This is a genomic window from Cohaesibacter marisflavi, assembly GCF_963665895.2.
GTDB classification, from domain to species: Bacteria; Pseudomonadota; Alphaproteobacteria; order Rhizobiales; family Cohaesibacteraceae; genus Cohaesibacter; species Cohaesibacter marisflavi.
In genome coordinates, this window is the sequence record NZ_OY762534.1 from 4,040,011 (window position 1) to 4,052,488 (window position 12,478).

A 12,478-nucleotide genomic window follows, 5' to 3' on the forward strand; every position below is an offset into this window, starting at 1 on the left:
AACCAAAACAACAGGAAAGAAAAATAAGATGGTCACGCAAATGAACCGCCCCATTGTGCTCGGTATCGATATTGGAACCACCGGAACCAAATGCAGCTTCTATGATCTGGAATGCAATCTCGTTGCAAGTGAATATCAGGAATATCCAATGATCCATCCCCGCGAGGGATGGGTTGAAGAAGACCCGAATGTCTGGTGGGCCAGCGTCGTCCGCAATGTCAAACTCTGCATCGATCGCGGGGATGTCGATCCTATTGAAGTGGCTGGTATTGGCGTCAGTTGCACCAATTCCTTTATTCCTCTCGACCGGGAAGGCAACAATCTTTACAACGCGATCCTTCAGCTTGATCAGCGCTCGGCAAGCGAAGTGAAATGGCTTGAAGACACCATCGGCCGGGACCGAATCTACGAAATTACCGGCAACCGCATTGCCAGGGGTACATTCGCCCTTCCAACCCTGCTTTGGTATCTAAAGAACCGCCCAGACATCATCGAGAAGACACACAAATTTGTCGTCCCCAGCGGCTTTATCATCAATAAACTGACCGGAGAATTCTCTATTAACACCTCTCGGATGGGGTTCACTCTTCTCTCCAACATTCGCACCGGTGAGTGGGACGAAGGGCTGGCTAGAGATACAGGTGTTCCAATCGATAAACTGCCCAAGCCCTACAATGCTTCGGACATTGTGGGGCATGTCACGTCGTGGGCTGCGGCGCAATGCGGGCTGAGAGAAGGCACGCCTGTTATCGCCGGCTCCATGGACACTGTATCGGCGGCAATCGGTGCAGGAGCGATCCTCCCCGGGGATACCTTCCTTGCCATAGGTACTTGTGGACGGGCCTGCTTTACCAGTGAAACCCCGCTTTTTGACGATCGATTGATGAATTGCCGACATGCTGTCGAAGGCCAGTGGTTGAGCGTGGAAGCAACCAACGCAGCGGGCGCATCCCTAAGATGGTTTCGCGACCAGTTCGGGGAGGCTCTTGAAAAGCGCTGTCATGAGGAAGGTTGTTCCATCTATGAGATGCTGGACAAGGTGGCCGAGGAAGCAGATGCCGGGTCCAATGGTGTTATCTATCTCCCCTACCTATCGGGCGAACGATGCCCGATCTGGGATCCCAATGCCCGCGGTGTCATGTTTGGCCTTAGCTTTGGCACAAGCTATGGAGACATGGTCCGCGCGATTATGGAAGGTGTGGCCTATTCCATTCGTCAGGGCATGAAGATTGTTCTCAAGCATAATGACAAACCCAAGACCCTGTCGCTTGGCGGCGGTATTGCCAACAGTCGCATCTGGTGTCAGATTTTTGCGGACATCCTCAATGAGCCGATTGTCCGATTGCGCGTTAGTGAGACCGAGACGCTGGGGGCTGCCATTCTGGCAGCAAAGGGAGTGGGTTTGATTGACACTCTGGACAAGATGACCGGATACACAACCCAGAACTGTGAAGTCGTCCAGCCGAACAACGAAGCCTCCAGCATTTATGACGACTATTTTGTCCTTTATGAAAAGCTCTATGACGATCTGAAGGACAATTTCGTTGCAGCACAAACAATAAAAGACCAACACGGCTAGAAGTTCTTGGTTCCAAGACGGTTCGAAGGGGGGCGGCTTTGTGAAAAAGAGCCGTCTCCCCTGTACTACCCGGTGGCTTGCTACCCTTATCCTTTGGACGGTTTTCTTTTCAAAGACAGTCTGCTTCGAACGGCATCAAGGCTATTGGCTTCTTGATGCCAAGCTCACTGTGTTTGACAGCTTCAGTCCTCAATCGTCCACATCGGATAAGGTTACCGCGTTGGTGACCTTTTCGCGTTGGGCCTGACGGGCGACCATCACACTCATGCCTGCCATGAGGGGAAGCCATTTTTTGTCCGAGACCGAGAGGACGAAATTGTCAAACACGATATTGCCCAGCGTGGCGTTCAGTTTTCTGGCTATGGTCCCGATCTGTTTGTCTGCAAGCTTGACCTGATAGTTGGAGCCGAACATGGCATTCATCTTGATTAGCTCAAGCTTGCCTTGTGATGTCTTTCCGGAAAAATAGGTATGGTGCAGAACAAGCCGTCTTTTGAGGCGACAGAATTTGCTGCCATCCAGATAAAGATCATAGGTGGTAAAGATGTGAAACAGGCGCTTGGTGAGCATGAAACGCTCCTGATCGCTGTCTGTTTCGTAGATGTGGAAGGTTTTGCACGGAAGCTGCGACGTGACGGTCAGTGCTGGAGTCAGATCTGCATCAAGCAGGTGGAAGTCCTGCCCGGTCCATTTGAATTCTTCGTTGAAGAGATAGATCTCTTCCTTGCTATCCATGCCCAGAGCGGAGTTGTCTGCCTTGCCTGAACTGAAGAAGCCCTGCAACCGGTCGATCAATGTGGGCAACAGGCAGGCCGAGCCGAAGGAATAGCGGATGATACCCTCTGTGCTCTTCGGGCGTTCGGGCTGTTTCAGGCGCCATGCATCTTCGCTAGCGGGTCGCAGTCTGGATGTCATCGTGCTGAAATTGACGCTGATGAAGATGCCCAGTACCGGCCTGATGAAGACATATTCTTCTTCCGGATTAGGCCCCAGAATGATGACATCCTTGCTGATCGTCGAGATTTTGCCGAACCAAGGCATGCCCCACGCGGTTTCCATGCCCTTGAAGGCGTCAAAGATCTCTTCAAGGCTTGCGCCACGCGTGTTGACGACCAGTTTCACGCTGTCATTAAACTTGTTGTAGAGCCCGGGGCTGAAAAATTGTAGCGCCACCAGAGCCAAAATGAAGAGCAACGTGCTTGCAATGATGGGCCATGTTGCCACATCTGCTTCACCGGGGCTGAACCCTTCGATCAGATAGTTGAGAGACAGAACAAAAAGCCCGATTGCGGCAATCAGGAAAATAGCTCTAACGAGCTGAATTTTAAAGTGAAGCATGGAGAAGATCCTGAAATTGTTGGCGCATAAAAGCTGTGGTTGGCGCCGATCTATCTCTATGCTTGTAGAGAGTCTGCTCTGAGACGTCTCTCCGTTATATTGCCGATGAGACATATGGATGCAGAGGGCCTATGCCGTTTGGCAAGGGCTTGAGGGCGTGTCTTTGGAATGCTCGTGAAAAAGGCCGCATGGTTGCGGCCTCTCACGTTTGCGGGCTTATTGGTGCAGGTGTTAGCCTTTGAGTGGTTCGGAGACCTTGAAGGACAGGTCTGCAAGGCCTTCGATTGCACATTGGATGTGATCTCCGATGGCAACGGGGCCAACGCCAGCAGGGGTGCCGGTGAAGATGATATCGCCAGCGGCCAGTTTGAACTGCTCTGACAGGTTGGCGATGACTTCGGGCACTTTCCAGATCAGATGATCAAGATCGCTTTCCTGTCTGGTTTCGCCATTCTGCTTGAGCCAGATTTTTTTCTTCTCCAGTGTGGGAACACTTTCGGCCGCGATGATTTCTGAAACGGGCGCCGAATGCTCGAAGGCTTTGGCGGCGATCCAGGGGCGGCCCTTCTTCTTTGCTTCGGCCTGCAGGTCGCGGCGGGTGAAATCCACGCCAACGCCATAGCCGAAAATCAATGCGTTGGCATCGCTGACAGCGATATTGGTCCCGCCTGCCTTGAGCGCGACGAACAATTCTACCTCGAAATGCACATCCTGACTGAGAGGCGGATAGGGGAAGTCTTTGCCAAACAGCAGGTTATCCGGGTTTTTCTGAAAGAAGAATGGAAATTCACGGTCCGGGTCATGGCCCATTTCAATGGCATGGTCGGCATAGTTCCGGCCAACACAATAGACACGCCGGACGGGAAAGCTCTTGTCTGATGTCTTGATGGGCAGGGAAGGAATGGCTGGCGCCGGAATCGCATAGTGGGGCTGAAGATCGCTGGTGCTCATGGTGGTGCCTGATAAAAAATTGGGAAAAAAATTGAAAGCTTCTTTGATTAAACACCATGAGGCGAGACACATCAACGCACTGATTGGCGCTTTTCAGGGCAAAGGTAAGACTGTATCTTCCAAAGTTCAATCACCCGAAGATGCATCTGTCTGCGCAGCGCACAACTCTGCAGAAAAGGGCAAGACCAGCGGGTTCATGGTGTCTGACCTCCAGGCGCAGACCAGCGTGACTGAGCTGGGCAACTCGGGCAGGGGGCGATAGCAGACACCGGCAACCGGTTCGTTGAGTACCCACGCAGGCACGATGCCAACTCCCAGTCCAGCCGCCACCAGCGTGACGACGCCAATGGTGTGAGACACCCGCTGGATCACATGGGGCAGGAAGCCTGCTTCGCGGCAATGTTGGTTGACGATATCCTGATAGCCGATGCCCCGGATTTCGGTGTAGCTGATAAATTTCTGATCCTTGAGGTCTTTGACCGTAAGGGTCGCGCGCCGGGCAAGCTCTGACTTGTCATGGACGACCGCGACAAAGCCTTCGCGATAGATCTGGCGGGTTTCCAACCCGCTGGCGACACGCGGCGGCCGCATCAAGGCGATGTCAATTTGACGTGAGGCCAACAGGTCCAGTTGCTCCTCAGTGGTGTGCAAATGCATGTCGAGTCGGGCCGATGGATATTTTTTGCTGAAGGCGGAGAGAGCGGCTGGCAAGACTGAATGGACTGCAGAGCCCATCGCGCCTATGCGCAGCACGCCTGAGCCTAGGCCACCAGCCATGCGGGTTTCATCAACGGCATTCGAAAGGGCAGTGACCAGAGCCTGCGCCTTGGTGGCAAAGACTTCTCCGGCCGGTGTCAACTGCACGCTGCGGGTGTTGCGGTCAAACAGGCGAACGCCGATTCGTTCCTCCAGTTGTCTGATCTGCTGACTGAGAGGCGCTTGGCTGATGCCCAGTATTTCTGCGGCGCGTCCGAAGTGCAGTTCGTCGGCCACTCGTAAGAAATACCGAAGGTGTCTGATTTCAATGCCTTGCATGATTAAGTCTCTAAACAGAATAATTATGCTGATTAATATATTGGACAACTTGATTTGTCAGTGTTTAATTTTTTGAAAAAACAAGAATTCACCAGACCAGAGTTAAAAAGATGGACCTTTTTCTACCTTTGCGGTGGCTCACTGCATCAATGCTGTCAATGGTTGTCGTGGTGACGCTGTTGCAGATTGTAATGCGCTATCTGTTCAATGCACCACTGATCTGGAGCGAAGAATTCGTTCGCTTCGTCACGGTATGGATGACATTCATCGGCGCAGTTGTTGTTTGCTATGATGGCCGGCATCTCAATGTCGATGTTTTTTTGCAAAAGGCTCCAGCCCCTATCAAGCGCGCCCTGCATTGGTTCAATGCAATTCTCTCTTTCGGTTTTCTGGCCATTCTCGGGTGGACCTCCATCACGCTGGTCAAGATCGACATGATGAATGAGCTTTCTGCGCTTCCCCTGACGCTGGGTCATTTGCGCCTTGCCGTGACCGTGGGCAGTTTTCTGATGATCGCAGCCATCCTGTTACGTGTCTTCTATAAGCGCGCGCCGGAATATTACGCTTCAAAATCTTCCCCCTCTCAATCCCCTTCGCAGGACATGGAGTAAGCCCTTGTTGACCGTATCCATTATTCTGCTGTTGCTGGTTCTGATTGCCTGTGGTTTGCCGCTCTTCTTCTCCATCGGTATTTCTTCGATGGTCTATTTCTACATGGCCGACATCAATCTTGCCCTGATGGGGCAAAGGATGAGTGGCGCCGTGGATTCCTTCCTCATTCTGGCCATTCCCTTCTTCTTTCTGGCCGGAGAACTGATGAATGCCTGCAAGTTGACGGATCGCATCATCAATCTTGCTCGCGCTTTTGTCGGCCATATCGATGGCGGTCTGGCTCAGGTCAATATTTTTGCCAGCCTGATTTTCTCGGGCATGTCCGGTTCTCCCACCGCTGATACCACGGCGCTCGGCTCGGTGCTTATCCCGGCTATGAAGCGCGAAGGCTATCCGGCACCATTCTCTGCAGCCGTTACGGTGGCCTCCTCGATGGTCGGTCCGATGGTGCCGCCTTCGGTGGCGCTGGTGATCTATGGTACTCTGGCTGATGTTTCTATCGGGCGCCTGCTTCTGGCTGGTATCCTGCCTGGTGTGGTGATCGTTGGCACGCAGATGGTCTTTACCTATTTCTACGCCCGTCACAAAAAGTTCCCCAAATATGAGCGGGCGTCGATGGAAGAGGCCTGCACCGCTGTCAAACAAGGCGGTGCAGCCTTGCTCTTCCCCATTATCATCGTGGGCGGCATTCTGGGGGGCATCTTTTCGCCAACTGAAGCAGCTGCAGTTGCCGTGCTCTATGCGCTCTGCCTTGGTTTCATTTACAAGAATGTCAGTCTTAAAGACATTACCGATGCGATCATCAAGACAGGGCTTGGCTCTGCGCGCATTCTGGCCATTATTTCGGTTGCCTCCACCTTCTCGTGGATCATGGTGCGCGAAGGAGTGCCTCTGGCCATTGCCAGCGCCATTTCTAACATCTCTGATGATCCGACCATTGTCTTCTTCCTCATCGTGGCGATGCTGCTGGTGGTTGGCCTGTTGATGGTCGCCTCATCTGCTGAGATTGTGCTGACCCCGATTTTGGTGCCCGTGATCCTGCAGTTCGGCATTGATCCGGTGCATTTCGGTGTGCTGATGGTCTTTACCCTCATCATTGGTGGGGCGACGCCGCCTGTTGGTGTGCTGATGTTCATTGCTCAGGACATTGCCGAGATCAGTCACGGCAAGATGGTCAAGGCGATGCTCCCCTACTATCTCCCCATTTTCATTGCAGTGGTGCTGCTGGTCATGTTCCCGCAAATCAGCCTCTTCCTGCCAAATCTCGTCTTCGGCTCTTAAAGTATGGAGAAACCAAAAATGACCAAGACCAAAAATCATCTCCTAGAGAATATGACTTTCGAAGAGTTCCGCACCTGGAGCGAAGAGGAAGAAAATCCTGTGGTTCTGATCCCGCTCGGCTCGCAGGAAATTCAGGGGCCGGTGGTGCCCATGGGCGATTTCATGTTGGCCCGCAAGATTGCCGAAGAGGTTGCCGAACGCTCCAATGCGGTGACGGCTCCGACCATGCCATTCGGCTATGCAGAATATTTCTGGTCTGTCCCGGGGGGGATTGCCCTGTCTGCGGACAGCTTCCGCGGCGTGCTGCGTGACATTCTGGACAATTTCCTGCGTCACGGTCACAAGCGACTGGTGATCCTTAATGGTCACTCCGGCAACTATTCCCTGATTGATCAGGTGATCCGTGCGGTCCGCCGCGAGACTGGCCTGATCATTCCTTGCATCAATCTGTGGCGCGCCATTCCGGATAGTGTCTGGACCGAAATCCATGGTGACTATGGCAAGAAGGCTTTCTCCCATGGCGGCGACCCGATCACGTCCGTTTACATGCACTATTTTCCTGAACTGACCCATCCGGAGAAGGCAAAGCTGCCAGACGCTCCGCTAGAAATGGCTGGAATGCCGGTGATGGGTCTGGGCGGCGCCAAGTTCAAGGATGTTGAAATCGGCATGCCCGTCAATGTGGATGACCGGTGCCCGGATGGCATCGTCAATGGCGACCCACGTCTCTCGTCTGCAGAGAAGGGTGAGAAATTTGCCGAATATCTCGTCGGCTTCTGCGCCGACTTTGTCGAACACTTCCGCAGTGTCGACCCCTCCGACCCCAAAAAATAAAATCCAACCTCCAGACAGGGATCCAAACGAAATGAAAACAGTATTGAAAGCAGTTGCATTTCTTGCGCTTCTCACCACCACGGCAAGTGCTGATGAAATCCGCTATGCCACATGGGCTAAGCAGGGCGAAGCTCAGTATGTCGGCGCTGAAGAATTCAAGCGTGTGGTTGAAGAAAAGACCGACCACACCGTTACGATTTTCCCGGGTGATCAGCTGGGCAAGCCAAAAGAGGTCTACACCCAGATGGCTCTGGGCACGACCCAGATTCTGGCCTCCGGTGACCCGGGTCTGAAGGAAATCGAATATCTTGCCCTGCCATATCTCATGAAGGGCATGAAAAACTATCAGGACGTTCTGAAGACCGATTTCGCTGAAGTCTGGAACGAAAAACTGATCAATGACCGCAAGGTCCGCATTCTCGGCTTTATGCCGCGTAGTCCCCGCCAGATCAGTGCCAACAAGCCAATCGAAACCATCGAGGATCTTGCTGGCCTGAAACTTCGTGCTCCCGAGCGCGATTATTATGTGAAGTCTCTCTCCGCACTTGGAGCCAGCCCGACCCCAATGGCTTTTGCCGAGGTTTACACCGCCTTGCAGACAGGCGTTGTTGACGGTCAGGAAAACCCCATCGAGACCATTTATGCTCAGAAATTCTATGAAGTGCAGAAGGGCGTTGCGATGCTCGACTATATCGTCAAGCCAGCCTACGTGACGATCTCTGCTCCTTTCTGGGATTCCCTGTCTGAAGCCGATCAGGCGGTTCTGATAGAAGCCAACGAAGCTTCTACCGCAGTCGTCGAAAAGCTTCTGCCTGAGCAGCAGGAAAAATATCTGCAGGTCATGAAAGATGCGGGTGTGACCATCACCTATCCGGAAAAAGGCCCTTTCATCGAAGCCACCCAGTCGGTGCGTGATGAGCTGGGCACAAAAGCCTGGGGCAAGGACGTTTACGAGCAGATCAAGGAAATTGGCGCTCAATAATCGTTCCTGACAATTTCGGGTGTCGCGAGGTCTTGCGGCACCCCGCCTTTTCGCGCCCAGATCTGACCGGCTCTTGCCGCTCCCGGCTTATGAAAGTCCGATTGACTGGTTCGCGTGCCTTTCCCTCACATTCGAAAGCTTGTCGGATGGCTCTGGCCGTTTTCGGCATAGCAATTGGAGTTGGACACTAGAGATGACTTGCCCTGCCGAAATCAGCACACAGATCGAAAAGCTCACGAGCCAGATCACGCCGGATCTGATCGCCATCCGCAGATGGATGCACGAAAATCCGGAGCTTGGCTTTGAAGAAGTGGAAACCTCCGGCATGATCCAGCATGAGTTGGATAAGATTGGTGTTTCCTGGAAAGGCGGTTTCGGTAAAACCGGTGTCTGTGCGACGATTGATGGCGGAGATGGTCCCTGCATTGCGCTTCGGGCCGATTTCGATGCCCTGCCTATCAATGAGACGGGCAATCCGGACTATAAGTCCAAGATTGCGGGAAAGATGCATGCCTGTGGTCATGACGCCCACACCGCGATCATTCTGGGTGTCGTGCGGGTTCTCTCCCAGATTGATGATCTTCCGGGCAAGGCCATGTTCGTGTTCCAGCCTGCTGAAGAAGGTCTGGGCGGCGCACGGGCGATGCTCGCAGATGGCCTGTTTGACTATTGCGATCCGGATATAATGCTCGGCTATCACAATTGGCCGCCGTTGCCCGCTGGCACCATTGGCTGGCATCCGGTGACGGCTTTTGCCTCTTCTGATCCCTTTGACATCGTCATCAAGGGTAAATCCGGCCATGGTGCGCATCCGCATATGGCAAAGGATCCAATTGTTGCTGCCGGTGCGTTGGTGTCCGGTTTGCAGAGCATTGTCAGTCGCGAAGTGGCGCCCCTCAGTGCTGCTGTCGTAACCGTGGGATCGATCCATGGGGGATCGGCCCGCAACCAGATCCCCGATGAAGTGACGTTGGAAGGCGCTGTGCGTACGCAATCTGAAGATGTGCGCCAGACCGTGAAAGGCGCCATCGGGCGCATCGTGGAAGGCATCGCGCTGCAATATGGCATGGAAGCAGAAGTCAAATTCCTGCAAGGCGTGCCTCCTGTGGTCAACACGCCGGATATTCTGGCTCATGTGGTGGGCGTCGCCCGTGATGCCCTTGGCTCGGACAAAGTGGTCGAGTTGCCACAGGGGTCCATGGGCAGTGAAGATTTTGCTGAATATTCCAGCCGCAAGCCAGCCGCGCATCTGCGCATCGGCTCGCAGCATAAGGAACTCAACACGATGCTTCACCGCAGTGATTTCGACCTTGATGAAGCCTGTATCCCAACCGCTGTGAAAGTGTTGAGCGAGGCCATCATCTCGCTGATGTTGGAGAGCAAGAAGGCCTAATCTAGCTTTTTGATGTGCGGTAGCTTGAAAGGGCTTCCGTCAGACTATCAAGCACGGCCGAGCGACTGGACGTTGGGCGACGCACAACGCCCAGTTTGCGATAGATGGGGGGATTCCCGAAGGGAAATGCCCCTAGTTCTGATGTCTTCATGCCATGCATGGCTACCTCTGGAACGACGGAAAATCCCAGCCCCGCTTCGACGCAGCCGACGATGGCTGGCATGGTGTTTACAGAGAATACCCGGCGAGGCTCAGCTCCCAGACGCGCCATTTCTGTGTCAATTTGACGCGCTAGCGGCACATGAATGCGATATCTGATGTAGGGAATCGAGCGCACGAGTTCCTCAAACGGGAGCTCTTTGGTGCCTGCCGGTACGAGAATCATTAAGGGCTCGCTGAGTACTTCCGTCCAGTTGAGGCCGCTTGGAACAGTCACCTGATCAGCAACAAGTGCAGCGTCCAGCTGGCCTGATGCAACTTCGCTCATCAACTGCTCCGACATGCCGATCCTGAGGCGAAAATTCAAATCTGGATAGGTCGTCCTCATCGTGGCCAGCGTTTTTGGTACGTAAGAATTGGCTGCCGTTCGCAAGGTGCCAAAAGCAAGTGTTCCCCTGACCTTAGAGCCACTTACCGACGCTTTGGTTTCGTTGACGATTTGTAGGATCGTGCGGGCAGAGCGCACCATTTCCCCGCCCTTTACCGTCAAAACTGGTGGTCGGCGGGAGCGATCGAACAGGTCCGTTTGCAGTTCGCTTTCAAGCGCTGCGATTTGCTGGCTGACAGCGGAGGCTGTCAGGTTGATAGCATGTGCTGCTGCGGCGAATCCACCATGCTGCACAACGGCCAAAAGGGTTTCGAGCTGTCGGGTGTCCATGGTTTAACGTTAGCATATCTTATTTTAATAGCAAGAATTATGCGCTTTGGTGGGGTGTTTCTTGTGTTAACGTTGTTGCGCAATCACAAACAAAAACGGATTTCCGTTATAAATTTTCCATTGGGAGTAGTCTCCATGAATTTACGTTCAGGCCTTGTGGGCCTCTTTGCCGCTGTTTCTCTTTTTGCCTCGCCGGTCGTTGCTGCTGATTATCCGGAGCGTCCGGTCGAATTCATCGTTCCATGGTCACCGGGTGGTGGGTCTGATACCCTGATGCGCCTCATCGCCAACAATATCGAACCGTTTCTCGGCGCTGAAATGCCGATCATCAACATGCCCGGTGTGGGCGGAACGGTTGGCTTGCGCGAAGCCTCACGCCGTGCAGCCGATGGCTACACCATTTCTCAGGTTCATGAAGGCCTACTGGTTGCCTCTCAGATCGGTCTGACAGAGCTCAAATGGAATGATTTCGAGCCTATCGCCCTGATGACTTCTTCTCCGCAATATTTGGTTGTCAATGGCAAGGCGCCCTACCAGACTTTTGAAGAATTCCTCGCCTATGCCAAGGAACATCCGGGTGAAATCACCATGGGTGTGACGCTGGGCGGTGTGCCGCATCTGCATGCTGCCATGATCGAGCAGGCCTTCGATCTCAAATTCTCTTATGTGGGCTATGAAGGCACCGGTCAGCGCATCCGCGCACTGGTTGGCGCCAACCTTGATGCTGCCATCGGCGACATCAGCTCTTCCAAGCAGTTTGTCGACAATGGCGATCTGACATTCCTCGCCGTCGGCTCCGCCAATCGGGTCAAGGCTGCTCCGGATGTACCAACCTTCAAGGAACTGGGCGCCGACATCGAGCTGAGTGTAACCCGCGGTATCGTGATGCCAAAAGGCGCACCGCAGGAAGCCCGCGACGGACTGGAAGCTGCGCTCAAGGCTCTGTCTGAAGACGAAACCTATGTGACCCAGACCAACAATGCCGGTGCGGAAGTCGATTTCCGCGGCCAGACTGCCTATACCGAATATCTTGGCAAGCTGGATAAAACCGTCACCAGTCTGGCAGAGGTTCTCGCACCGTGAGCCAGTCAGATCTTGACGAAGAACTGTCTCTTGAGGTGGGCGAGATCGCCCGCCTCTTGAGTTACATCCTGTTTCTTCTTGTTGCTGCCGGGATGTTCTTTGCTGCAGGGGATATTCCGACCTCTCGTTTCGAGAAGCTTGGGGCAGGGGCGTTTCCGCAATTTGTCTTTGCCGGCATCTTCCTCATCTGTGCGATCGCGATTGTGCTGACCGTCCCCAAAATTCCGGCTCGAGCCTATGGCCAGCTTTTTAATCAGGCCATTCTCTGGGCGCGCAAATGCTATCTGGTGTTTGTTTGTCTTGCTGCTCTTGGGGTCTATCTGGTAGCCATGCCATGGCTTGGGTTCAGCCTTGCCAGCCTGATTTTTCTCTTTGGCCTGCAAATGGCCCTGCTGCCTCGCTCGCTTAACACCATTTTTATTGCCGCGATTGTCGCGGTGGTCTTCTCCTATGGCTTGAACATGTTATTCGCCGACATTTTCACCGTTTTCCTGCCAAAGGGAGTGTTCTGAT

General features: G+C 53.6%; 12 protein-coding genes. 8 read left to right on the forward strand and 4 right to left on the reverse strand.

Going from position 1 to position 12,478, the window contains the following annotated elements; all coding sequences use genetic code 11:
- Nucleotides 1-28 precede the first annotated feature (28 nt).
- Nucleotides 29-1,579 (forward strand): xylulokinase, encoded by a 1,551-nt coding sequence (locus tag ACKPCT_RS19120; RefSeq protein ID WP_090075307.1) that lies wholly within the window; start codon nt 29-31, stop codon nt 1,577-1,579.
- A 189-nt stretch (nt 1,580-1,768) separates the two neighbouring features.
- Here ACKPCT_RS19120 and ACKPCT_RS19125 read toward each other — a convergent pair whose 3' ends face one another.
- From ACKPCT_RS19125 to ACKPCT_RS19135, 3 genes are all read right to left on the reverse strand, one after another.
- Nucleotides 1,769-2,917 (reverse strand): hypothetical protein, encoded by a 1,149-nt coding sequence (locus tag ACKPCT_RS19125; RefSeq protein WP_319567662.1) that lies wholly within the window; start codon nt 2,915-2,917, stop codon nt 1,769-1,771.
- Between the two features lie 231 nt (nt 2,918-3,148).
- Nucleotides 3,149-3,868 (reverse strand): fumarylacetoacetate hydrolase family protein, encoded by a 720-nt coding sequence (locus ACKPCT_RS19130; protein ID WP_319567663.1) that lies wholly within the window; start codon nt 3,866-3,868, stop codon nt 3,149-3,151.
- 126 nt (nt 3,869-3,994) lie between these two features.
- Nucleotides 3,995-4,903, reverse strand: coding sequence for a LysR family transcriptional regulator (locus ACKPCT_RS19135; RefSeq protein ID WP_319567664.1), 909 nt, complete (start codon nt 4,901-4,903; stop codon nt 3,995-3,997).
- Between the two features lie 110 nt (nt 4,904-5,013).
- Here ACKPCT_RS19135 and ACKPCT_RS19140 point away from each other — a divergent pair, with 110 nt between their 5' ends.
- The 5 genes from ACKPCT_RS19140 (at nt 5,014) to ACKPCT_RS19160 (ending at nt 10,005) form a co-directional block, all read left to right on the forward strand.
- Nucleotides 5,014-5,514 (forward strand): TRAP transporter small permease, encoded by a 501-nt coding sequence (locus ACKPCT_RS19140; RefSeq protein ID WP_090075311.1) that lies wholly within the window; start codon nt 5,014-5,016, stop codon nt 5,512-5,514.
- Nucleotides 5,515-5,521: 7 nt separating this feature from the next.
- Nucleotides 5,522-6,796 carry a TRAP transporter large permease gene (locus ACKPCT_RS19145; RefSeq protein WP_244544803.1) on the forward strand — a complete coding sequence of 425 codons (1,275 nt, stop codon included), beginning with the start codon at nt 5,522-5,524 and terminating at the stop codon, nt 6,794-6,796.
- An 18-nt stretch (nt 6,797-6,814) separates the two neighbouring features.
- A complete protein-coding gene (locus ACKPCT_RS19150; protein WP_090075313.1) occupies nt 6,815-7,630 on the forward strand; it encodes a creatininase family protein in 816 nt (271 codons plus the stop codon).
- A 31-nt stretch (nt 7,631-7,661) separates the two neighbouring features.
- Nucleotides 7,662-8,612, forward strand: a complete 951-nt coding sequence (locus ACKPCT_RS19155; protein WP_090075314.1) for a TRAP transporter substrate-binding protein — start codon at nt 7,662-7,664, stop codon at nt 8,610-8,612.
- Nucleotides 8,613-8,805: 193 nt separating this feature from the next.
- Entirely contained in the window at nt 8,806-10,005 is a 1,200-nt protein-coding gene (locus ACKPCT_RS19160; RefSeq protein WP_319567665.1) for a M20 metallopeptidase family protein, read from the forward strand.
- 1 nt (nt 10,006) lies between these two features.
- Here the strand turns inward: ACKPCT_RS19160 and ACKPCT_RS19165 are convergent, their stop codons facing one another.
- Complete coding sequence (locus ACKPCT_RS19165) at nt 10,007-10,882, reverse strand: LysR family transcriptional regulator (RefSeq protein ID WP_090075316.1); 876 nt, start codon at nt 10,880-10,882, stop codon at nt 10,007-10,009.
- 135 nt (nt 10,883-11,017) lie between these two features.
- Between ACKPCT_RS19165 and ACKPCT_RS19170 the strand changes: the two genes are divergently transcribed.
- Together ACKPCT_RS19170 and ACKPCT_RS19175 are read left to right on the forward strand one after the other, a co-directional pair.
- Entirely contained in the window at nt 11,018-11,965 is a 948-nt protein-coding gene (locus ACKPCT_RS19170) for a Bug family tripartite tricarboxylate transporter substrate binding protein (protein WP_090075317.1), read from the forward strand.
- The gene (locus tag ACKPCT_RS19175) at nt 11,962-12,477 is read left to right on the forward strand and encodes a tripartite tricarboxylate transporter TctB family protein (RefSeq protein WP_319567666.1); all 516 of its coding nucleotides are present in this window, start codon (nt 11,962-11,964) and stop codon (nt 12,475-12,477) included. Before ACKPCT_RS19170 ends, ACKPCT_RS19175 begins: the two co-directional genes overlap by 4 nt.
- Nucleotide 12,478 lies beyond the last annotated feature (1 nt).

What these genes read in the sequence shown, in the direction of transcription:
- ACKPCT_RS19120 (WP_090075307.1), top strand. Translation starts at nt 29, where the DNA reads ATGGTCACGCAAATGAACCGCCCCATTGTGCTCGGTATCGATATTGGA.
- ACKPCT_RS19125 (WP_319567662.1), bottom strand. Translation starts at nt 2,917, where the DNA reads ATGCTTCACTTTAAAATTCAGCTCGTTAGAGCTATTTTCCTGATTGCC.
- ACKPCT_RS19130 (WP_319567663.1), bottom strand. Translation starts at nt 3,868, where the DNA reads ATGAGCACCAGCGATCTTCAGCCCCACTATGCGATTCCGGCGCCAGCC.
- ACKPCT_RS19135 (WP_319567664.1), bottom strand. Translation starts at nt 4,903, where the DNA reads ATGCAAGGCATTGAAATCAGACACCTTCGGTATTTCTTACGAGTGGCC.
- ACKPCT_RS19140 (WP_090075311.1), top strand. Translation starts at nt 5,014, where the DNA reads ATGGACCTTTTTCTACCTTTGCGGTGGCTCACTGCATCAATGCTGTCA.
- ACKPCT_RS19150 (WP_090075313.1), top strand. Translation starts at nt 6,815, where the DNA reads ATGACCAAGACCAAAAATCATCTCCTAGAGAATATGACTTTCGAAGAG.
- ACKPCT_RS19155 (WP_090075314.1), top strand. Translation starts at nt 7,662, where the DNA reads ATGAAAACAGTATTGAAAGCAGTTGCATTTCTTGCGCTTCTCACCACC.
- ACKPCT_RS19160 (WP_319567665.1), top strand. Translation starts at nt 8,806, where the DNA reads ATGACTTGCCCTGCCGAAATCAGCACACAGATCGAAAAGCTCACGAGC.
- ACKPCT_RS19165 (WP_090075316.1), bottom strand. Translation starts at nt 10,882, where the DNA reads ATGGACACCCGACAGCTCGAAACCCTTTTGGCCGTTGTGCAGCATGGT.
- ACKPCT_RS19170 (WP_090075317.1), top strand. Translation starts at nt 11,018, where the DNA reads ATGAATTTACGTTCAGGCCTTGTGGGCCTCTTTGCCGCTGTTTCTCTT.